18 protein-coding genes are annotated in these 22,454 nt (G+C 59.7%); 10 read left to right on the top strand and 8 right to left on the bottom strand.

The genetic code is table 11. The features are described from left to right. Positions 1-6 precede the first annotated feature (6 nt). From ACSQ83_RS29980 to ACSQ83_RS29970, 3 genes are all read left to right on the top strand, one after another. Positions 7-1,314: an NRAMP family divalent metal transporter gene (locus ACSQ83_RS29980; RefSeq protein ID WP_436230635.1), complete on the top strand. Its 1,308-nt coding sequence runs from the start codon at positions 7-9 to the stop codon at positions 1,312-1,314. Positions 1,315-1,545: 231 nt separating this feature from the next. Further along, on the top strand, positions 1,546-2,481 hold the full coding sequence (locus ACSQ83_RS29975; RefSeq protein WP_436230634.1) for a DnaJ C-terminal domain-containing protein: 936 nt from the start codon (positions 1,546-1,548) through the stop codon (positions 2,479-2,481). A gap of 11 nt (positions 2,482-2,492) precedes the next feature. Continuing rightward, entirely contained in the window at positions 2,493-2,816 is a 324-nt protein-coding gene (locus ACSQ83_RS29970; RefSeq protein WP_436230633.1) for a chaperone modulator CbpM, read from the top strand. A gap of 92 nt (positions 2,817-2,908) precedes the next feature. Here the strand turns inward: ACSQ83_RS29970 and ydiK are convergent, their stop codons facing one another. Together ydiK and ACSQ83_RS29960 are read right to left on the bottom strand one after the other, a co-directional pair. Continuing rightward, positions 2,909-4,039, bottom strand: a complete 1,131-nt coding sequence (gene ydiK, locus ACSQ83_RS29965) for an AI-2E family transporter YdiK (protein WP_414950391.1) — start codon at positions 4,037-4,039, stop codon at positions 2,909-2,911. Positions 4,040-4,204: 165 nt separating this feature from the next. Continuing rightward, on the bottom strand, positions 4,205-5,722 hold the full coding sequence (locus ACSQ83_RS29960) for a sensor domain-containing diguanylate cyclase (protein ID WP_436230632.1): 1,518 nt from the start codon (positions 5,720-5,722) through the stop codon (positions 4,205-4,207). Positions 5,723-6,108: 386 nt separating this feature from the next. Here ACSQ83_RS29960 and ACSQ83_RS29955 point away from each other — a divergent pair, with 386 nt between their 5' ends. The 3 genes from ACSQ83_RS29955 (at position 6,109) to ACSQ83_RS29945 (ending at position 7,801) form a co-directional block, all read left to right on the top strand. Then, positions 6,109-6,582, top strand: coding sequence for a hypothetical protein (locus ACSQ83_RS29955; RefSeq protein ID WP_436230631.1), 474 nt, complete (start codon positions 6,109-6,111; stop codon positions 6,580-6,582). 118 nt (positions 6,583-6,700) lie between these two features. After that, positions 6,701-6,901, top strand: coding sequence for a hypothetical protein (locus ACSQ83_RS29950; RefSeq protein WP_436230630.1), 201 nt, complete (start codon positions 6,701-6,703; stop codon positions 6,899-6,901). Positions 6,902-7,291: 390 nt separating this feature from the next. Continuing rightward, positions 7,292-7,801 (top strand): DUF1993 domain-containing protein, encoded by a 510-nt coding sequence (locus ACSQ83_RS29945; protein ID WP_436230629.1) that lies wholly within the window; start codon positions 7,292-7,294, stop codon positions 7,799-7,801. Positions 7,802-7,900: 99 nt separating this feature from the next. Here the strand turns inward: ACSQ83_RS29945 and ACSQ83_RS29940 are convergent, their stop codons facing one another. The 3 genes from ACSQ83_RS29940 to ACSQ83_RS29930 form a co-directional block, all read right to left on the bottom strand. Beyond that, complete coding sequence (locus ACSQ83_RS29940) at positions 7,901-9,625, bottom strand: methyl-accepting chemotaxis protein (protein ID WP_436230628.1); 1,725 nt, start codon at positions 9,623-9,625, stop codon at positions 7,901-7,903. 412 nt (positions 9,626-10,037) lie between these two features. Further along, entirely contained in the window at positions 10,038-10,349 is a 312-nt protein-coding gene (locus ACSQ83_RS29935) for an ArsR family transcriptional regulator (protein ID WP_436230627.1), read from the bottom strand. A gap of 18 nt (positions 10,350-10,367) precedes the next feature. Continuing rightward, positions 10,368-11,807 (bottom strand): PLP-dependent aminotransferase family protein, encoded by a 1,440-nt coding sequence (locus ACSQ83_RS29930; protein WP_436230626.1) that lies wholly within the window; start codon positions 11,805-11,807, stop codon positions 10,368-10,370. Positions 11,808-11,968: 161 nt separating this feature from the next. Between ACSQ83_RS29930 and ACSQ83_RS29925 the strand changes: the two genes are divergently transcribed. The 4 genes from ACSQ83_RS29925 (at position 11,969) to ACSQ83_RS29910 (ending at position 17,739) form a co-directional block, all read left to right on the top strand. Further along, positions 11,969-14,287, top strand: coding sequence for an FdhF/YdeP family oxidoreductase (locus ACSQ83_RS29925; protein WP_436230625.1), 2,319 nt, complete (start codon positions 11,969-11,971; stop codon positions 14,285-14,287). A gap of 1,079 nt (positions 14,288-15,366) precedes the next feature. Beyond that, a complete protein-coding gene (locus ACSQ83_RS29920) occupies positions 15,367-15,816 on the top strand; it encodes a hypothetical protein (RefSeq protein ID WP_414950401.1) in 450 nt (149 codons plus the stop codon). 76 nt (positions 15,817-15,892) lie between these two features. Continuing rightward, positions 15,893-16,927, top strand: coding sequence for a M14 family zinc carboxypeptidase (locus ACSQ83_RS29915; RefSeq protein ID WP_414950402.1), 1,035 nt, complete (start codon positions 15,893-15,895; stop codon positions 16,925-16,927). Next, the gene (locus ACSQ83_RS29910; protein WP_414950403.1) at positions 16,924-17,739 is read left to right on the top strand and encodes an alpha/beta fold hydrolase; all 816 of its coding nucleotides are present in this window, start codon (positions 16,924-16,926) and stop codon (positions 17,737-17,739) included. The genes ACSQ83_RS29915 and ACSQ83_RS29910 overlap by 4 nt, the downstream gene beginning before the upstream one ends. A 111-nt stretch (positions 17,740-17,850) precedes the next feature. Here ACSQ83_RS29910 and ACSQ83_RS29905 read toward each other — a convergent pair whose 3' ends face one another. The 3 genes from ACSQ83_RS29905 to ACSQ83_RS29895 all read right to left on the bottom strand — a co-directional run bounded on the left by ACSQ83_RS29905 (position 17,851) and on the right by ACSQ83_RS29895 (position 22,272). Continuing rightward, positions 17,851-19,368 carry an amino acid permease gene (locus ACSQ83_RS29905; protein WP_436230624.1) on the bottom strand — a complete coding sequence of 506 codons (1,518 nt, stop codon included), beginning with the start codon at positions 19,366-19,368 and terminating at the stop codon, positions 17,851-17,853. A gap of 168 nt (positions 19,369-19,536) precedes the next feature. Next, positions 19,537-20,976 carry a gamma-aminobutyraldehyde dehydrogenase gene (locus ACSQ83_RS29900; protein ID WP_436230623.1) on the bottom strand — a complete coding sequence of 480 codons (1,440 nt, stop codon included), beginning with the start codon at positions 20,974-20,976 and terminating at the stop codon, positions 19,537-19,539. Positions 20,977-21,354: 378 nt separating this feature from the next. Next, positions 21,355-22,272 carry a LysR substrate-binding domain-containing protein gene (locus ACSQ83_RS29895; protein WP_436230622.1) on the bottom strand — a complete coding sequence of 306 codons (918 nt, stop codon included), beginning with the start codon at positions 22,270-22,272 and terminating at the stop codon, positions 21,355-21,357. Positions 22,273-22,454 lie beyond the last annotated feature (182 nt).

Here is a 22,454-nt window from a genome sequence, read left to right as displayed (position 1 = left end):
GCCATCATGGACGAGCCTTCCCAGGAATACGATGCAGAGGGCCGCGATCCGGTGATCGGCCCCACCAAACCGCATTTGCTCGGCGTGCTGGGCCCCGGCCTGATCACAGGCGCCTCCGACGACGATCCCAGCGGCATCGCGACCTATAGCCAGGTGGGCGCGGCCTTCGGATATGGACTGTCGTGGACGCTGTTGTTCAGCTACCCGCTCATGGTCGCCATCCAGATGATCAGCGCCCGCATCGGGCGCACGACGGGACACGGCATAGCCGGGGTGTTGCGCCTGCACTATTCAACGTGGCTGCTGCAGTGGGTCGTCGCGCTTCTGCTGATCGCGAATATAGTCAATCTGGGCGCGGACCTGGGAGCCATGGCCGATGCCCTCGCGCTGTTGCTGCCCGGTCCCAAGTGGCTCTACGTGCTGCTGTTCTCGGTGATCTGCGTTGCCATGCAACTGCTGCTGCAATACACGCGTTATGTGGCAGTGCTGAAGTGGTTCACGTTGTCGCTGTTTGCGTATTTCGCCGTGCTGGCAGTGGCGCACGTCAACTGGGGCCAACTCGCGAGCAACATGGTCCTGCCAAGGCCCGTGTGGACATCGGCATATCTCACTGCCGTCGTGGCGGTGTTTGGCACCACGATCAGCCCGTACCTGTTCTTCTGGCAATCCGACGAAGAAGTCGAGGACATGCACGTACATCCCCGTCGACTCGATCTATTCGATGCCCCCGAACAGGGTCCCAAGGCGCTGCGCCGTATCGAGGTCGACACGCTCGCGGGCATGGGACTGTCCAACCTGGTCGCGCTTGCCATCCTCGCAACGACGGCGGCGACACTCCACGCGGGCGGTATCGTTGACATCGAAACGTCGGCGCAAGCGGCGCAAGCGTTGCGGCCCATTGCAGGCCCGTTCGCCGCGCTGTTCTTCACGGTCGGGCTGATTGGAACCGGTTTGCTGGCCGTGCCTGTTCTTGCGGGATCGGCGGCCTATGCGATTGGTGAAGCGCGGAACTGGCCGGTGGGCTTCACGCGCAAAATGCAGGAAGCGAAGGCTTTTTACGCGACTATCGCAGTGGCTACGCTGATCGGCATGATCATCAACTTCACGTCGATCAACCCGATCAAGGCCCTCTACTGGAGCGCCGTGCTCAATGGCGTCGTCGCCGTGCCGGTCATGTTCGTGATGATGAAAATAGTGTCGCGTCCGGACATCATGGGGAAGTTTGCGGCCAAGGGCTGGTTGCGAGCGCTGGGCTGGATGGCAACGGCGGTCATGCTGGTGATCTCGGTGGCCATGGTGGTGACGTCGATCTGAAGTGGTGCTCTCGCGGCTCCGCGGGTGCGCGAATTGCTATTGAGCGCGTGTTTCCTGGCCACTTCCCGCACCGCGCCGCCTTGTCTTACACTCTTCTATCGACGTGATTGATCGAGGTCATTGCCCGCCACAACGAGCTAGCCACGCAATGCAAACGGGGGAACGCGATACCCGCCGTCGCGACGTCTTAGCTCAGACGAAAACTCCTTCCACTTTTATTTTGGGTCTCAAATGAAATTCAAGGACTATTACGAAGCCTTGGGAGTCGAGCGCACCGCGACACTCGCGGACATCAAGAAAGCCTACCGCAAGCTCGCTCACAAATATCATCCCGACGTCTCGGCCGAACCGGACAGCGAAGCGAAGTTCAAGGAGGTCGCCGAAGCCTATGCCACGCTGAAAGACCCGGAAAAACGCGAAGCCTACGACAACCTCGGCAAACACCCGGCCGGCGAGTCCTTCACGCCGCCACCGGATTGGCAGCAACATTTCCATACAGGCGATGCCGGTCTCGACGATGTCGACCTCGCCGATCTATTCGCAGCCTTTGGCCGTGGCGGCGGCAGCGGCGGCGCTCATCGCAGACAAAGCTTTCCAGTGCCCGGGCAGGACTATGAAATCGCCGCGCCGGTGTCGCTTGAGCAGATCCATCGCGGCGACGAGATCGAGCTGAGTGCCGGACTTCCCGAGTTCGACGCCAACGGGCTCGCGCATCACGTGCCGCGGACTTTTCGGATCACCATTCCCAAGTCAGCGGCCAACGGCCAGCGCCTGCGATTAGCCGGCAAGGGCGGCCCGGGCTTTAATGGGGGGCGCCCCGGCGACTTGTATGTGTCGCTTCAATTGCAGCCTCACCCGCTCTATCGGCCCGATGGCCGCGACCTCTACATCGATCTGCCGCTCGCGCCCTGGGAAGCCGTCTTGGGGGCCAGCGTACACGTCCCAACCCTGGCGGGAACGGTAGAACTCAGCGTGAAACCGGGCACGACCGCAGGCCAGAAATTGCGGCTCGCCAAACGCGGGCTGGCATCGGCCGATGGCAACGTCGGCGCGCTCTACGCCGTTGTCAGGATAGAAGTGCCGAAGACGGTAAGCGCTCGTGAACACGAGCTGCTGGAACAACTGGCGGCGGCATCGACCTTCAACCCGCGCGCACATTTCGCGTAAGGAGAAAAGCCATGAGCACACCATTGAGCGAGTCGGTCTGGCTTAACGACGTGGACGTTTGCCAGCTTGAATATCTGGCGGAGGCATCGGGTTTATCGATTGAGGAAATTGAAGACCTCGTCGATACCGGCATCATCAAGCCCGCTGAGACCGGCACTTCCGCCCGCATGTTCCAGTTGCGTTATGTCGTGACGGTGAAGACCGCAAGGCGGCTGCGCGACGACTTCGAACTCGATCAGCGAGGGCTTGCGCTGGCGTTATCGTTGTTGCAACGCATAGAGGAACTGCAAGCTGAAATACACACAACGAAGGCACGGCTAGGGCATCCACGATAATCGCTTAGCGTTCGGTACATGGCTAACTGCGGACGCTTCTAGCCATGTACCGGTGCAACGTAGCCCGAAGGAACCCTCGCGCGCCTGCCGCGTCAGGACAATTCTTTCGAATTGCCTGCGGCCATCGGCCGATCATCTTGCGCAACGTCGACGACAACCACCGGCGGAGGTTCGCTCATCCACGCTTCCAGTAGTGTCGACGCCACCGCCAGGATGACCGGGCCAACGAACAAACCGACGATCCCGAACGCGAACATGCCGCCCAACACGCCGGCCAGGATCAACAGCATCGAAAGATTGACGCCGCGCCTGATCAGAATGGGCCGCAGCAGACTGTCGAGCATGGCGACCGCGACCGACCAGACCAGCAGCAAGATGGCGGCAACGGTTGAGTCGTGCATGAAAAGCCATGCGACACCGCCGAGTAGGGGCAGCAACGGCCCGATCTGCGCGAGGCACAACATGAGCATGACCGCAGTCAATATTCCGGCGGCAGGAACGCCTGCTATCCACAAACCGATCCCGCCCAGCGCCGACTGCGCCACCGCTGTCACGACAATCCCGAGCGCGACTGCGCGAATCGCCAGGCCCGCCAGCTTGACCGCGGCCGCGCCGCGTTGCGCAGCAAGCCGGGTGGCGAAACGGGTTACGAAACGACCCGCTGCTTCGCCCTGGCTATAGAGAATGCCCGCGATAATAATGGTGACGAACATGTGAATCACGAACACGCCTACAGCGGCTGCATGACCGAGCATCCAGCGCGCAACAATCGTCAGATACGGTTCGAGTTTCGCAAGAATGCCGCCCGGCCCGGCGTCCGACAACGTCTGCCACTCATGCGCGGCGCGCTGCCCGGCTAGCGGAATATCGCCGACCCAGCCAGGCGGAGGCGGCAGTGCGTAGGTGGGCAGAAGCTTGATGGTCCCCATGATGTCGGCCGCGTGTATGGCCAGTGTCGAAATGGCTTCGTAGAGCGGCAGTGCAATCACGACCAGCAGGATGAGCAACATGATTCCCGTTGCAATCCATCGGCGATTGCCGACGCGGCGCTGTATGGCGAGCATCACGGGCCAGGTCGCAACAACAATAGTTGTCGCCCAAATAAGCCCCGGAATAAACGGCCGCAAGATATAAAGACTGCCAATCGTCAACGCCGACAGGATGACGATCACGAACAGAATGCGGGCAATATCGATGGGGGGACGCGGGGTCGTTTCATTCATTTCGTGCTCCTGACAAGGATATTCTGGCTGTGCCTGAACGCGCGTTCCAAACCGCGAAAGGTTGCCACAGGTGCGCGGAGGAGCGACTTTGACAGGGTTCGCGCCGGATGTCCATAAACCTCTGCGGACGAACGCGGCGATGTTCCAGGGCCGCGCCCGGACGCGTCAGGCCTCGGCAGTCGACACCTTGTTCCGGCCGGTCGCCTTCGCGTTATACAAGGCTTCATCGGCGGCCTTGATTACGGTTGTCAGGTCGTCGTCCATCTGCGGTTCACGGCTGACCGCGCCAATACTGGCCGTCACGCAACCATACTCGCTCCCCACGTGCTCGATATGACAAGCGCAAATTGCGGAGCGGATCTTCTCTGCAATCAACGAAGCGCCTAGCGCCGAGGTATCGGGAAGCACAACAATAAACTCCTCGCCCCCATAGCGCGCGGCGCTGTCGGCCGGACGCCGGATGTTGGCCGCAATACAGCGTGCGACCGCCGCGAGGGTATCGTCGCCGGCTTGATGACCGTAGGTGTCGTTATAAGCCTTGAATCGATCGATATCGACAAACAGCAGCGACAGCACACTCTGCGAACGTTTCGCGCGACGCCACTCGAGATCAAGTATCTCGCCAAGGCTGCGGCGGTTGTTCAATCCAGTCAGACCGTCCGTCCTCGCGAGCAATTCCAGCGCGGACTCAGCCCGCATGCGCCGCCGCAACTGCATCCCGAGCAGAATGGAAAGCGCGATGAACGCCGCGCCGAACACGCCCATCAACGACCCGATTGTGAGTGCCCGGCGCCGCCATGAAGCGTAAATATCTTCCTCCGACGCCGCCGCCATGATGATGAGCGGCGCCCGTGGAAAGTTGGCAAACCAGTACAGCCGGCGAGTGCCATCGATAGACGATTTTTCGCTGAAGCTGCCGTCACGCGCTAATAAAAACTGCTTGAACGTGGCGGCATCCTTGATGTTCCGCCCGATAACCTTGGGGTCGTAAGGCTGGCGCATGAGCATTGCGCCGTCGCGTCCGATCAGCGAAAGCGAGCCGTGCGGGCCGAGCGCCAACCCGGCGAACAGGTCGTGAAAGTACGCAATATTCACCGCCAGAAGCACGATTCCCGCAAACGATCCGTCCGGGTTGGAAAGCCGCCTGCTCAGGCCGATACTCGGCGTGCCGTTGCGCAAGCGAGACAGGTACGGATCACTTATGTAGAGACCTGCATGGAGGTTGTCGCGTTGAATCGTGAAATATGGCCGGTCACTGAAATTACCGGCTCTTGGTATGTCGCCGCCTGAATCGATGACGACGTTGCCGGCCGCATCCATTACCAGCATTGAGCCAAGATATTTCGCGCTGGCTGCGCGGTCGAAGAGGACTTCCCGGCGCATGTGAGGCGGGAGGGCCATGACGTCGGATTGTTGAAGCCCGTCGACCACGGCTTGCAGCGACAGTTCGTAGAGTTCGAGATTGCGTTCTATGTCGCGCTGTGCAATGACGGCGATGTCGCGCAAAGTGTCGCGGGTGTGCTCCAGCGCATCCTGACGGCTTTGATACAGGACCAAGGCGCATAGGCCCACCATGACAATTGCAACAAAAATGCCGCACGAAGCGACAGCAGCGGATGTCGACAACCCGCGCTTGATGCGGCTCACCAGGCTGACGCAGCTTGCTTGCTCTGCTTTTATCATTGTGGTTGCGGTCTTTCCAACTTGATAGAGGGGACCGTATTCGTCCCTGGTCCCGCGGATCAACCTCGACGCATCCGCGGATCTCACGTTCAACTAATGTCTGACCGACATCCCGCCAGCGAACCTCCACTCCAGGGGAATCATTACCCGGTTCACATCTCGCGTCACTATTGCCACTATCAGTATTACTACTAGTTCCCGGCCGGCCGGTTCATTTGCCATGCCGTTATGCACACGCCATTATTGGCGGACGGGTTTCCAACGGAGAATGTGCAACCGGACAACTCACCGGCTGTTTCACCCCGTGTTTCCCGTGTTATGGATCATATTCCATCAACCCTGTGCCCGGTGTGTTCGTGAAAAACCAGGCTCATAAGGAGGCGTCGATGTTTCAACGGCTATATCAATTCCATGACGAGTCGCAAGACACTCAAGAAGTGGCGAGTGCCGGCAAGATTGCGGCGATTGTCGCAGCACTGACTATTCCCACCATTGCACGTTCGGAGCTTGATTACCACACCTTGCCCGTCGACCTGGAAGCAAAACTCGTTGGTTATCTCCACGGATTTTGCGTGCCGATCTGCGCGGCGTGGCAAATCGATAACGCCGACGTGCAACTCGCCGCCACCGGCCTCGTGATCAATTTGATTTTTCCCAATAGTCAGGCTTCGCTCAGCTATTGCGTCGACAGCGCGATCCTGCGCTCGGAGGCCTTCAGCAAAGGCGTGGAGGCAGGCCATAGCGATGCCGAACTTTATCGCGCCACGGGACGTAAAGGCACCGCGTTACTGCAGATCCTGGCAAGCGATTTCCGGGGGTTTTGCGACTATTCCAAAGTGGCTGCAGGCGTGCCCGCGTAAGTCGATGTAAGCCTCTGCGGTTATGTGGCTGGCACTCGGGGAATCGAAGCGAAACGACGCTTCGAGGGATGAGTGCTGCCCGTCGTTTGAAGTTGATCGCCGGCCGGGCATTTAGTACGTGCATCCTGAAGACTCGTTGCCATCGCGGTATTTGATCGTCTGCACGCCGGCCGGATTCGATGACTTCATCGCCGCTTGCGCCGACGCGCAGGCAGGTCCGGTCACGCCCGCTCCGCCGCTACCGGAGGATATTGGCCGCATGCGTGAAGCCGCGCCGCGGTTTGGGATTACGTTGTTGCCGGATGGTGGGCGGAGGTAGTACGCGCGGTTGGTGACGATTGGGGGTTCGCCGAGCAAGGCGCATAAACACCATCCGCTAACGCGTGAGATTTGGGCGCGTAAGCGCATGGCCCAGCACCGCAAACCCCGGAACTGCACGTAATCCGGCACAAACCCCGGCACGCTTATAATCGTGCGCGGCAATGGGCTGGGTACAGCGCTTCGGTAAGGCCATGGTTCGCTTGCTCTACAGCGACCGCAAACCGCTTAGTGCGTGCGATGTTGGCAAACACCTGACTTTCTGGCTCAACTTGCTGGCTCAATCACCTGCCCAAGCCTGTCAAAGCTCAAGCCGCGACTCAGCACAGATAAAAACTAACCGGCGCGGCATGGTTCGCGCAGGCAACCCCCATCGACTGAAAGAGTAATCATGACCATCTCCATGTACAGCACGTCCGTCCCGGTTTTCAAGCAGATGCTGACCGCCCTGTCCGACGTGCTCAAGAAAGCGGAAACGCACGCGACAGAGAAGAACATCGACCCAAATGCGCTCCTCCAGGCACGTTTGTTCCCGGACATGTTCCCGCTGGTTCGCCAGGTCCAGATCGCCGCTGACTTCACCAAAGGCGTGACCTCGCGTCTGGCCGGCGTGGACGTGCCGTCGTGGGCCGATACCGAAGTGACGTTTGCCGATCTGCAGGCATTGGTGGCCAAGGCGCTGGCTTACATCGGCACGTTCGAGGCCGCGCAATTCGAAGGCAGCGAAAACAAGGAAATCGTGCTGCGTCCGGGTACGCCGAAAGAGAAGAAGCTGGCCGGCAGCGCCTATCTGCAACACTACGGCCTGCCCCAGTTCTTCTTTCACGTGACGACCGCGTATGCAATCCTGCGCCACAACGGTGTGGATATCGGCAAGCGCGACTACATGGGCGCTTATTAATCCAGCCCATTCGAATCGGGCCGCAGAACGGATTTAATACAGTCCGTTGCGGCCCGCCTGACCGCCAGTCGGCGGGTCAAAGATCGTAAGCTCAACCGCTCAGAAGGTCTGCCATTCCGGATCTTTGGCCACCACCGGCGCGACTCTCGCAGCAGCGGCCGGCCGTGTCGCGGCCTTGATTGTGGCCTTGATCGCGGGCTTGATCTTGCTTGCCGGACGACTCGTTGCCGGCGTTGCTCGGAAGGTCGTGACCGCTTGTGCAACCGGATCGGAAGCACTGATCCGGAACACCGACACGAGCTCGCGCAACGTGCCCGACTGCGCTGCCATCGACTGCGCGGCGGCGGACGCTTCTTCAACCAGCGCCGCGTTCTGCTGCGTCACTTCATCCATCTGCATGACCGCCTGATTGACCTGCTCGATACCCGTGTGCTGCTCGCCCGACGCCGCGCTGATCTCACCCATCAGGTCGGTTACGCGCTTGACCGATTGAACCACTTCGCCCATCGTGCGCCCGGCTTCGTTCACCAGTTGCGAGCCGGCATTCACGCGCTGCACGGAAGCGCTGATCAAATCCTTGATCTCCTTCGCCGCCGACGCGCTGCGCTGCGCCAGCGTCCGCACTTCGCCCGCCACCACTGCAAACCCGCGGCCCTGTTCACCCGCCCGCGCCGCTTCGACGGCCGCGTTCAGCGCAAGAATGTTCGTCTGGAATGCAATGCCTTCGATCACCGTGATGATCTGGGCGACCTGTTCCGAGCTGCTGGAAATTTCGCTCATCGTCTGGACCACGCGATCGACGACCTCGCCTCCGCGCACAGCCGTCTCCGACGCGTTGGCTGCCAACGTATTGCCTTGCAGCGCGTTCTCCGCGTTCTGCTTCACGGTCGCGGTCAGTTGCTCCATGCTCGCAGCGGTTTCTTCGAGCGAAGCCGCCTGCTCTTCCGTGCGCTGGCTGAGATCCGCGTTGCCTGCCGCAATTTGCGCGGAACCGGTGGCGATGCTGTCGCTGCTGTTGCGCACGCGGCCCACTACATCGACTAGCCGCTCGTTCATGTGACGCATCGCGGCCAGCAAGAGACTGGTTTCGTCCTTCCCCGATACCTCGATATCCGCGGTCAGGTCACCCTTGGCAACGGTCTCGGCGATCACGACAGCGCGTCCGATCGGCGTGGTAATGGAGCGCGTGATCAGCCAGCCAATCGCGATACCCGCGAACACCGCGACAGCGATCAGCAAGCCCGTGCTCACAATGGCGCTGTCATAAGTCGATGCAGCGCGCGCAACCTCACCTTCCGCGCCGGTGCGGTTGAGTTCGATGTCGGTTTCGATCAGCTTGAGCATGTCCGTGAACGCGGCGCCCGCTTCGCCGCTCGAGAGCGCACGAGCGTCGCTGAATCCGGCGTCGCCTTTGTCGGCCAGGTCGAGCAACTTCGCGTCGATAGCCGCATAACGCGCCCACGCGGTTTTGATGTTATCGAAGAGTTGGCGTTCTTCAGGCGACGACACCAGCTTCTCGTATTTCGTGAACACTGCCTGAAGCTGGGCGACGGAGGCGTCGTGCGACACGCGCTGTTCCTGCTTTTCCTTTGGGTCGGCCGCGAGGATAGAACGCAATGTCGTGCGACGCACGTTGTTCGCATACGCCTGCATCTTGCCGGCAGCCTGGACGCTGGGTAGCCAGTCATTACCCAGCTCGAGCGTGCCGGAATAGATGTGCGACGCCTGCCAAAGGGTCAATCCGCCAACTGCGCATAACAACAGTAGAATGGCCGCGAAACCCGCGCCCAGCCGGGTGCCTATCTTGAAGTTACTCAAATTCATCTAATGCTCCATGTGATCAACGATGAACACGATTACGGAGCATTCGAGACTTCCTGAAACAACCTTTCAGTTTTTCATTTATAAAGTTAAAACGTATGAAGAATAACGCGCTTCTGTAAGCCGTTGAATCTAATCGGTAATGTCAGGCGTGAATCGGGGCGGCAGGCTCCCGGGATACTTGAGATTTCGGTAGAAATAACTTCTTCGGTTTCGACGAGCGGACAATATCGACGATTTCTACCCAAAAGCACCATTTCCGGAGTGCTTCCTCCTTAATCGTCCGGCCCGGGAAATAATTCTATATTTCTTACAATATCTTGCCATTTACACTACATGAGTTGCGATAACTCGCGTGAAATTGCAACGGGTTGACAATTACCAACCAATAGCACCCATGAAGATGCACGATCGTTCAGGTTTCGTCGATCTCCGGTGGCGGTTGCGCAAATAATTGCGCGCAAAGTTCGCGGCCCGCTTCGCTTAATACGGCCGTGGGCGGATTCGCGGTGTTTGCGGCAATTTCACCATCCGCGCCGGCGTTTTCGGGCGCGGCCAGCAACGCTGCGTCGGACAGTGCAGTCAGGTGACGAATGAGGCTGCTCATCGGCACACCCGATTGCTTCGATAACTTCGCGAGCGACCATGCCCGCCCCGGCGTCTCCTGCGCCGCCCGCCACAATTGCGCGAGGATCGCGATTAGCGCCGGATCGATCTCGTCGTTCATATCTTTGTCCCCTACGATTTAATTTTTGATGCCTCTGATTTTTTCGCGCGCCATGCCCGCGACCAGTTCGCCCAGCGTCTTCACCGCCGCTTCCGTCTGCGCGTTCCAGGGATAACTGTAGTTGAGCCGGATGAAATGACGGAAGGCGTCGCGCGATGAAAACATCGTGCCCGGCCCGATAGTGATCCCGAGTGCGAGCGCTGTTTCGTAGAGCTGCATCGAGTCGGCATCATCAGGCAACTGGACCCACAGCACATACCCTCCCATGGGCGTGGACGTGTGCGTGCCGGCGGGAAAGAAACGCTTGACCATCGCGATCATGAGGCGCGCCTGCTGCCGGTACACCTTGCGCACATGCCGCAGATGACGGTCGTAACCGCCCTGCCGCAGATAGTCCGCCACCGCGACCTGCGGCACCGACGGCGTGGTCAGCGTGTTCAGGAACTTGAGCTTTTCCACCTCGCGGCGATAGCGGCCGGGCATCGCCCAGCCGATCCGGTACGACGCCGTAAGGCTCTTCGAAAACGACGCGCAGTGCAGGACCAAACCCTTTTTATCGAAGTTCTTGAGCGCGGACGGCCGTGCTTCGCCGTAGTACAACTCCTGGTACACATCGTTTTCGATCACCGGGATTTCGTGCGCGGCGAGCAGGTCGACGAGCCGCTCCTTGTTGGCATCGGACATCACGAAACCCAGCGGATTCTGGAAATTCGGCATCACCATGCAAGCGGCAATCTTATGTTCGCGGATGATGACCGCGAGGGCGTCGATGTCGATGCCTTCGGCCGGATGCGTCGGCACTTCGATTGCCCGCATGCCGAGGCGCTCGATGGCGTGGAGCATCGCGTAATACGTTGGCGATTCGACCGCGACGGTATCGCCCGGTTTTGCGACGGCTTGCAGGCTCAGGTTGATCGCCTCGGTGGCGCCGACGGTGATGATGATCTCGTCGGGATCCACGGGCACGCCGTTCTCCGCATAACGACGCGCAATCTGGCGGATCAGTTCGGGGTTGCCGGGCGGCAGGTCGTCCATCAGGTTCCAGCTTGAATGCCGCCGTGCAATGGCGTTCGCCAGCTGGTTGATGCGACGCCAGGGAAACAGCGACGGGTCCGGATAAGGCGACCCGAGCGGCGTGGCGTCCTGCGAACGGATGGAGCGGAGCGTGGACAGCACGAGGCGGCTGACATCGACTTTCGATGCAACCGGCGGTGGCTGCGACGCCGCCTGACTAACGGCTTGCGGAGCAGGCAGTTCGCGCACGAAATAGCCCGACTGCGGCCGGGTTTCCAGCACGCCCCGGCTTTCCAGCAACGCGTAGGCGTGCAGGACCGTCTTGATGCTGAGCCCATGTTGTGCACTCGCCTGACGCACCGACGGCACGCGTTCGCCCACCGCGAACACTCCGCGGCGCACGGCTTCCTCGATCTCGGCAGCCAGTTTTTCGTAAAGCGTCAAGGTTGATATATGAGCAAAGGAATTGACCGGGCAGGCTTATAAGTCCGGCAGATACCCAACTGTACTCCTCGCCTATCTATTTTTCTGTATACCGCATTATTTTCGGAACACAGTAGCCTTGCCTCATTGGTGAAAACCCTCATGAATCTGCGGCAGACATTGTGAAAAAACCCGAACCTCGCATTGAACCGTACACGCACCCCGCAGCCGGCTGGGGCGCGCTCAAGTATGTGGCCCTCAATCTCCTGAAGGAGAAGGTCTCGGGCGGAAATTACCGCACGCTGTTTGGCCAGAACCAGCCGGACGGCTTCGATTGCCCCGGCTGCGCGTGGCCGGATCGCGAGCACGCGTCCACATTCGAGTTCTGCGAAAACGGCGTGAAAGCCGTGGCTGCCGAGTCCACCAGCAAGCGCGTCACGCCGGCGTTCTTTGAAGAACATACCGTCGAACAGTTGATGGCGCAGTCGGACTACGAGCTGGAACAGCATGGCCGCCTGACCGATCCGCTGGTCTACGACGCCGCGCGCGACCGCTACGTGCCCATCGCGTGGGACGACGCGTTTGCGCTGATCGCGGACCATCTGAATCGCCTCGATAACCCCGATCGCGCCGCCTTCTATACCTCGGGCCGCGCGAGCAACGAAGCCGCGTTCCTGTACCAGTTGTTCGTGCGGATGTACGGCACCAACAACTTCCCCGACTGCTCGAACATGTGCCACGAAGCCACGAGCCGGGGTCTGCCGGGAACAGTGGGCGTGGGTAAGGGAACCGTCACGCTTGAGGATTTCGAACACGCCGATACCCTGCTGCTCTTCGGCCAGAATCCGGCGACGAACCATCCGCGGATGCTCGGAGAACTGCGTGAGTGCGCGAAGCGCGGCGCCACGATTGTCTCGATCAATCCGCTGCGTGAACGCGGTCTCGAACGTTTCGCAAGCCCGCAGCATCCGGTGGAGATGCTTACCGGCGGCAGCACGAAGATCAGTTCGGTTTTCATCCGGCCGAAGATCGGCGGGGATTTTGCGTTGATCAAAGGCGTGGCGAAACGCGTGATCGAACTCGACGATGCCGCGCTTGAGCAAGGCTTGCCACGCGTGCTCGATCTTGAGTTCATCGCCGAGCACACGGTGGGTTTCGATGCCTTCGCCGAGGACCTGCGCGCCGAAAGCTGGGATGCGATCGTCGCGGAATCGGGCGTGCCGAAAGACGAAGTCCTGCAACTCGCCGATATCTACGCACGCGGCCGCGCGGTGATATCGACATGGGGCATGGGTCTGACGCAGCACAAGAACTCGGTGCCGACGGTGCAACTCCTGTCGAACCTGATGATGATGCGCGGGAACATCGGGCGGCTGGGTGCGGGACTGTGTCCGGTTCGCGGGCATTCGAATGTGCAGGGCGACCGCACGGTTGGCATCGAAGAGCAGCCGACGCAAGCGTTCCTCGACCGGCTTGGCGCCGCGTACGACTTCGAGCCGCCGCGCGAACATGGGTACGACGTGGTCGGTTCCATTGAAGCGATGCTTGCCGGCAAGCTGAAAGTATTCATCGGGCTGGGCGGCAATTTTTCGATTGCGACGCCCGATACGCCGCGTGTATGGGAAGCCATGCGTTCGTGCGATTTGACAGTGCATATCACGACCAAGCTGAATCGCAGCCACCTGATTCATGGCCGCGATGCGCTGATCCTGCCGACGATGGGCCGTACGGAAATCGATATGCAGAACGGCGTGGCGCAAGGCGTGAGCGTGGAGGATTCCATGAGCATGGTGCACATTTCGTATGGCATGAACCGCCCTGCTTCGCCGAACTTGTTGTCGGAGATTGCGATTGTCGCGCGCATGGCGCTGGCCACGCTCGGCAGCGCGAAGGTGGACTGGCTCGCGCACGCGAACGACTATGCTTTGATTCGCGATGGCATCGAAAAAGTCATCCCGGGGTTCGAGAATTACAACGAGCGGCTCAAGCATCCGGGCGGGTTTCATCTGGGCGTGGCATCGCGTGACCGCGTGTGGATTACGCCGAGCGGCAAGGCGCAATTTTTGGTGCACGGCATTGAATTCGATACCCCGATTCATCGGGCGCGCACTGTTCATGGCGAACGGTTGATGACGCTTATGACCACCCGTTCACACGATCAGTACAACACGACAATCTATGGTCTCGATGACCGTTATCGTGGGGTATATGGGCAGCGGCGCGTGTTGTTCGCGAATCAGCTGGACATCGAGATGCTGGGTTTTGAAGCAGGTCAACGGGTCGATATCACTAGCGTTTGGGACGATGGTATTACGCGGCGAGCGGATAGCTTTTTGCTGGTCGCTTATGACATTCCGCGGGGATGTCTCGGCGCTTATTATCCGGAGACGAATCCGCTTGTGCCACTGGCAAGTGTTGCCGATGGCGCGGGCACGCCTACGTCAAAGTCTATTCCGGTTTTGTTGTGTGCAGCGGCAGAGGAGCAGCTTGTGGCTGCTTGATTGGCCTGGGGTTGGCGGTCAGGGGTGGTGCCGGGTTGCACGGGTTATGCGTTAGCGGTCGGAGTCAATGCCGGGTTGCTGCTTTCCAGGTCTTTGCGCGTTCGGTGTTAGCTGATTTCTTTATCACTATTAGCCACTGCGCGTGGCGGCGCGTCATTTCTTTGTCCAAAGCGACAAAGAAACGAAGCAAAGAAAACGCTTTCACCGCTCTACCCTAAGTGTCCACAGCGTGCAGTTCCATTTCATGGGTACCCCAAAAGCACGGTGCTCGCCAGAGCACCGGATGTGTGAAACCCTCCTTCTCGCGAATCCTGACAGTAACACGCTTCGCCCCGTACGCTCTCGGGCAAGCACCCGTGTTCCACGGACCAGCACGGCCTCACGTGCTTTTGAGATTTCATTTCTTTATAGCCTGGTTGAGTAGTCCTCGCCGCCGGGCGAGGTGTGGCCGGCTTTGCGGATCAGGGCTTGAAGTGTATTTACTGCTTCAGTTTTTTGCGAACGGGCTGGTGGCTTGCAGTCATTTTGTCGGGCACGGCCTCACGTATTTTGGAGGCCTTGTTCCCTGAGCGGTTTCGCAGCATGTTTCGGCATGCGAACAATTCGGTGATTGGTTCTAGGCGGATAGCGCGGGGTGTCTCTTGGGCAGGTTCAATCACTGGTGGCGAAGCGTGGGGTATCCGTGTTCGGAGAAGGAGGGTTTCACACATCCGTGGCTCTTGCGAGCACCGTGCTTTTGGGGCACCCATGAATCAAAACTGCACGCTGTGGACACTTAGGGTAGTGCTGTTAAAAGCGCTTTCTTTGCTTCGTTTCTTTGTCGCTTTGGACAAAGAAATGACGCGCCGCCACGCGCAGTGGCTAATAGTGATAAAGAAATCAGCTAACGTATAACCCGCGAATGCTGGAAAGCAGCAACCCGGCATTGACCCTGACCGCTAACGCAGAAACCCGTTCAACTCGGCAATGAATCCGACCACTAACCTCCAAAACCCCAAGACCAAGCCCCCGTCCACCGGCGCGAGCAATCAACTCAAAAGAGTATATACTGTTTATACTTTTACCCAATTGGAGACTCCATGCCCGGACCCGCTACGAAGGCCCCTAGCAAGAAGGCTTTTCATTTCCCCAAGACCGCGGAAACGGCGTCTGCCGAGCCGACGGTAAGCAAACGCAAATCAATCGCTAAAGCAGTGGTCGAGGCAGCAAAGGAAAGTGAAGGTAAAGCGGTGCAAGCGCCCGCTAAATCGAAGGCTAAAGCAGCGCCCGTTGTGTCCGCCGCAGCCGAAGAGAAAGTGAAGCGGGCGAAAAAAGAAAAGGTCATTCGTGACAGCTTTACAATGCCCAAGTCCGATTACGACAAAATCGGCCTGCTGAAGCAAAAATGCCTCGCTAATGGCGTCCACGTCAAAAAAGGCGAGCTCTTGCGGGCGGGATTGCTCATACTTGAGCGCGCTAATATCGAACAACTCACTGCGGCTGTCGCCGCTGTCGAGACAGTCAAAACAGGAAGGCCAGGCAAGTCCTGAGCGTACCAGCCATCCTGAAGCGGCCATTTTTGTATTTCCGGCCGCGTCAGGATGCATCCAAAAACAGGTCGTGGGCATGAGACCATTAAGCGTAGCCTCTGCAAGCTTTGCAGAGTTCGATGACCTCAATGCCATCCTCGCGGCCGGCCACGCGCGCTTCGAAACGCGCACGGTGGGCGAAGTTCGCGCCGGCGCACAGTCCTTCCCAATCCTTACCGCCGCGATCGGATCGAACGATCCCGAAGCGCCCGCCATCGGCTTTTTTGGCGGCGTGCACGGCCTTGAGCGCATCGGTACGCAATTGATCCTCGACTACATGCGTGCGCTGCTACGGCGTCTCGAATGGGACGAGCTGCTGCACGAACAATTGCGTTCGGTACGGCTTGTTTTCATGCCGATCGTGAATCCAGGCGGCATGTGGGCACAAACGCGCTCGAATCCCAATGGCGTCGACCTGATGCGCAATGCCCCCCAAAGCGCTGAAGGACGCGTCCCCTTCCTTGCCGGCGGCCAGCGGATAGGTTCATGGTTGCCGTGGTATCGCGGTCCGGCCCAAGGTTCTCTGGAACTCGAGAGCGCCGCCTTGCTCAATGTCGTGAAGCAGGAGTTGATGACACGCCCGCTCAGCCTTGCACTCGACTGTCACTCAGGTTACGGCTGGGGCGACAGCATCTGGTTCCCTTACGCGCGAACCCGGCAGCAAATGCCCCATCTCCCCGAGATGTACCAGCTCAAGACCATGTTCGAGCAGGCGTATCCGCATCACGGTTACGCGTTTGAACCGCAGAGTCACCAATATTTGCTTCACGGCGACCTCTGGGACTGCGCCTACGACCAGACGCCGGCGCCCAACGTGTTCCTGCCAATGACCCTCGAACTGGGCTCATGGCGCTGGATCCGGAAAAATCCCAGCCAGATCTTTTCCCGCCTCGGCATGTTCAATCCGGTCAAGGCGCATCGCGTCGAACGGGTCTTGCGTCGTCACGCCAACTTCCTGGATTTCCTGACACGCGCGGCATTTGCATCGAATAGATGGTTGCCCAAGGGCGACGTGCGAAAACAGATCCTCGAACGCGCCGTGGAACACTGGCAGCGCAAATCCCCACAATGAGCACGTGGATCCTGTTGCGCGGACTGACACGCGAAGGCCGTCACTGGGGCTCGTTTCCGGAGCAACTGCGCCTTGAAACAGGTTTCAATGGCGATGCCGACAACATCGTGCTGCTCGACCTGCCCGGAAACGGCCGTGAGAACGCGCTGAGCGCCCCGCTCGATGTAGAAGACATGGTGAAGTTCGTCCGGGCGCGGGCGGCCGATGCGGGGTTGCTGCCGCCGTATCGGCTGGTTGCCATGTCGCTGGGCGGCATGGTCGCGACCGGCTGGGCGCAGCGTCATCCGGAAGAGATCGAACGGCTGGTGCTGATCAACACCAGCATGCGGCCGTTCAGCGCCATGACCGAACGGCTTCGGCCCGAGGTTTGGCCCGCGCTCGTGCGCGCCGCTGCTTCATGGGCTGATCCTACGAAGTGCGAAACGATCATCCACGACCTGACGTGCAACCGGATGGACACTCAGGCTGATGACATCGCCGAGTGGATTGCGATCAGGCAAAGCGCCCCCGTGAGCGCTGCGAACGGTATGCGTCAACTGTGGGCCGCGGCACATTTTCGCGCCGATAGTCACGCGCCCGCTTGCCCTGCGCTGCTGCTCTCATCGAGGGCGGATCGGCTGGTCAATCCGGTTTGCTCCAAGCGCATAGCAACTCGTTGGGGTGTTGCCCACGCGGTGCACGCTTGGGCTGGCCACGATTTGCCTCACGACGATCCGGTCTGGACGAGCAAGGCGATTGCCGACTGGTTGCGCCACTTGCAAAGTCACGAAGATGAACCGCCGCTTGTGTCCGGTGGACAAGCAATTCTCTAGTCGACCTCAGCCGCTTGAACATGGACTGATGTCTTCCCATGCTCACGCGGCTGATCGGTCCAGTGCGAACGATCTCTTATGATCGACCGCACCTATTAGTACGCATACCTATCAAGTATTCACGACTTCCACTTCCGCCTTCATCTCGCTCTTGACAGGCGGCGGCCCGGCAAACCGCGTTCTCACACCAAATCCATACCAGAACACGGCCATGACCGCGATGAGCAGCAAGCTGATGTAAAGCACCTTTTCATTAGGCGGCTGAATCCCGACATAAACAAGCACGGCCCCGCCGAGCACGGCCAGCGTCGCGATAGGCTTCGACCACATGCCCAGGTTGAACGGACCCTTGCGCACCCAGGTCTTGCCTTCGGCGTTCAACCCGGCCGCGACCGGCATGACATACGACACGTACAAGAACACCGCGCTACCCGTCGAGAGCACGGCGAACGCGTCGCCGTACAAGGTCGCTGCAATCGCAAGAAGTGCCGATACCCAGATCGCGGCGCCCGGTGTGCGATGCGTATTGTTGACCTTTTTAAGCCAGTTCGACGCAGGCAGCCCACCGTCGCGCGCGAATGCATACATCATCCGTGAACATGACGTGAGGCAAGCCAGACCGCACAAATAGTTCGACAGGAAAATGCCGATACCAAGCGATATCCGCAACCACGCCGGCAAGGTACTGAGCAGCGCATTGAAGAACCCGCCGCCTTGCTTCACGCCTTCCTTGATGTCCGGCATCACGAGCAGGAACGCACAAACCATGATGTAGCCGAACAACGCCGACCAGAGCACGGCGCGCAGCATGCCCTTCGGTACATTGCGCGCCGCATCCTGGGTTTCCTCCGAGGTGTGTGCGGAAGCATCGAAACCGGTGATGGTGTAGATGGTCAGCAAAAGGCCCGACAAGAACGCCGCCAGCATGCCTTGCTTGGGCCACGCGCCGCCATCGAAACCGGTGAAGTTGCTGAAGTCGATAAGCCGCCCGAAGTCGAACGGCGTCTTCGAAAACCCGAGCAACGCCAGTGTCAGGAGCAGCGCGATAGCGAAGATCAGGTAGCCCGAGAGATCGGTCAGGATCGTCGTGATCCGGATACCGCTATGGTTGAGCCACGCCTGAGTCAACGTCACCGCCGCGATGAACGCAGTCTGGTGCCAGAACGTGAGCGAGTCGGGATTGATGCCGAACAGCGGCGCGATCAGCGTCTTGAAGAACGGATCGTAGACGCCGAAATTCACCGATGCCACCACGAAGATCAACCCAAGCAGATTGAACCACGCAGTCGCCCATCCCCAGCCCTTGTTGCCGAGAATCGAACTCCAGTGATACAGGCCGCCAGCCGTCGGATAAGACGATGCAATCTGCGCCATTGAAGCGGCAACGACCATCGCAAAGAGCGCGCCGACCGGCCAGCCAATGCCGATGGACGCACCGCCCGTCGCGCTCAATGCCTGCGGAAACGCGGTAATGCCCCCTGCCAGGATGCAGATGATCGAGAACGATATGGCGAAGTTCGAGAAGCCGCTCATGCGGCGCGCCAGTTCCTGGGTATAACCCATGCTCTTGAGTTGCCGCGCGTCGTGGTCCAGCGCGGCGGAGGCGTCGGGCAGATTGACTGGTTCCATGTTTTTCCTCTTGCTCAGTTTGACTTCAAAGGGTTGAAGAACGTCGAAGGGACTGCTAAGGGACAAGACGCCCGACTAAAAACGGAACGGCTGGAACGCAAGAAAAACATCTTCTACAAAGGGCTTGCTGCAAATTTCCGGATCGCTGCGACGCTTTATGCAGGCGTGCTACTCAAACTTCGCCATCACGTGGCGCGCGCAGGTGTAGTCCTCAAGCGCGTAGACCGACATGTCTTTGCCATACCCTGAGCGCTTCATGCCGCCATGGGGCATTTCGCTCACAAGCATGAAATGAGTGTTGATCCAGGTGCAGCCGTAGTGCAGTTCGGCGGCCACCTTGAACGCACGGCTTACATCGCCTGTCCACACGGAACTCGCAAGCCCGAAGTCGGAGTCGTTGGCCCACGCAATGGCCTGGGCGGTATCGTCGAAACGGGTCACCGACACCACCGGCCCGAACACCTCACGCCGCACGATCTCATCGGTCTGCAGCGCGCCCGCAATCACTGTCGGTTCGTAGAAAAATCCGCGCGACGCACCCGCCTTGCCGCCTGCGGTGACTTCGATATGACGTTGACTCGCGGCCCGCTCCACGAAGCTCGCCACGCGGCTTCGCTGGCGCTCGGAGATCAGCGGACCCATCTCCACGCCATCCATATGCTGCTCACCCACGCGGATCGTGCTCACCGCGCTGGAGAGATCGGCCACCAGCTTCTCGTAGATCTTCGGCCCCGCATACACCCGGCACGCGGCCGTGCAGTCCTGCCCCGCGTTGTAGTAGCCAAAGGTGCGCAGGCCCGCGACGACCTGCTCCAGATCGGCGTCGTCGAATACGATCACCGGCGCCTTGCCGCCCAGTTCCAGATGCGTGCGCTTGACCGTGCGCGACGCCGCTTCGAGAATCTTCTGCCCCGTCGATACATCGCCGGTAATCGAAATCATGCGCACGTCCGGCTGCACAATCAGCGGTGCGCCCACCGTGTCGCCACGCCCGGTCACCACGTTGATCACCCCCGGCGGAAAGATCGCGGCCATGAGTTCAGCGAGCTTGAGCGTAGTGAGCGGCGTCTGCTCGGACGGCTTGAGGACAACCGTGTTACCCGCTGCCACCGCCGGCGCGATCTTCCACGCGGCCATCATCAACGGGTAGTTCCAAGGCGCAATCGATGCCACCACGCCGAGCGGATCGCGCCGCACCATGCTGGTAAAGCCCGGCAAATATTCGCCCGCAAGCTGCCCATGCTGCGTGCGGCAAGCGCCCGCAAAAAAACGAAACACGTCCGCCACCGCGGGGATCTCGTCATTGAGCGCGCCGAGATACGGCTTGCCGCAATTGAGCGACTCGAGCCGCGCGAACTCGGTTGCCCGCGCCTCGATCGCATCGGCGAGTTTGAGCAGCAGGTTCGCGCGATCCTTCGGCACGGTCTTCGCCCACGCGGGAAACGCGCGGCTCGCAGCCGCAACGGCCGCCTGAACCTGATCCAGCGATGCCTCGGCAATCCGTGCGATGACGTCGCCCGTCGCGGGGTTCAGGACATCCTCTACATTCCCGGCCCCGGGTACAAATTCGCCACCGATCAGAAGGCTGGTTTGCAGGGTTTGTTCCATAGGTCTGGCTCTCTCTTGTTGGAAGAAGAATGCGAGGCATCCGGCGCTGCGTTCCTGATTACGCTTGGCGCCAAGCGTCGAGGCATGCAGCGATTTTAGGGTTGCGATTTTTTTGGCCGCCAGCCAGCATCACAGATAGGAGCTATCGATAAATCCGAACGGGAGGCGTATTTACGCGGATTTACGCTGTACTGACACAGCTAAGGCGGAAACCAAATAAGCGGGCTGCAAAGGTCATAACGTGAATCCGGGCTTCCATCTCACCGCGAAAGCCGCACGTACGCTCTGTGACGCCCATATGACCGCGCAAGGGCGCCTCTTTCGGAAATCCCCTCAGCTTTCTGCAAAACAGAACGTGACAAGTGCGATATCGGAAATTCAGATAGAAATTTTCGCGTGTCCACGCGTATGTTCACGCGCGACGACCAGGAAATTCTGGGCCGTCTCCGACTGCGTGAGTCCGCGACGCCATGCAACGCCAATATCGATCTTCGGCATTTCTTCCATGATGTTGCGCACCTCGAGCCGGTCACCATCGAGCGACCACGGGCGGTAAAGCACATCGGGCAGAATCGCGAGACCCGCGCCGGTTGCAACAAGACTACGCACCGCCTCCACCGAGGCCGTGCGCATCGCCACGTTCGGCTTGAACCCGGATGCACGCCAGTAAGTATTGGTGTTGTCCTCGAGTTCATCGACCTTGAGCATGATCATTGCCTCGTCGGCAATCTCACGCAGGGAGATGCTGCCAAGCCCGCGCAATGCATGGTTTGCCGGCAGCCACAAACGCCAAGCGGCCGTGATCAGCGACTCGGTTTCAATCGCCTGCGTGTTCTCTATGTTCGATACGATCAGCACGGCCACGTCGAGTTCACCATTCACCAGCAGATGTTCGATGTAGTCGCGCTGATCCTCGATCACGTTGACCTCCACCTTCGGAAACACGCGGCGAAAATGATCGAGCAGATACGGCAGGAAGTAGCCCGTCATCATGGTCGTGACGCCAATGTTCAACCGCCCGGTCATGGTGTCGGGCCGCGACGACATCGCCTGCTGAGCATTGCGCACCGCAGCGAGGATCTGATGCGCGTGACGCAGGAACTGGTGCCCCGCGTGCGTGAGGACCATGCCGCGGGCGTGGCGTACGAAGAGCTGCGCGCCGACTTCGGTTTCAAGACCCTTGATGGCGTCGGTGATGACCGATTGCGAGATGTTGAGCGACTGGGTCGCGCCCGTCACCGATTCGGCTTCAGCGACAGCGATGAAATAGCGAACGCTTCTGAGTGACAGACTCATGGAACTCCGGCGTCGGGTCGATAGGTTGACGGGTAGTCAAGCCGCGACTATAGCTGAGCCGATAAAACCATGGTCTTTCGATGCCTGGCGTCTGCGTGTTACCGATTCGGGAACAAGAGATGCGTCTGGTTTAGCCGCCTGATGAGCCGCCTGAAACCAACGGGACAAACAATCGCCATGGC

The organism is Caballeronia sp. LjRoot29, assembly GCF_964252755.1.
Classification (GTDB): Bacteria; Pseudomonadota; Gammaproteobacteria; order Burkholderiales; family Burkholderiaceae; genus Caballeronia.
The sequence above is the reverse complement of the archived record's forward strand: the minus strand, read 5'-3'. Positions and strand labels throughout refer to the sequence as shown.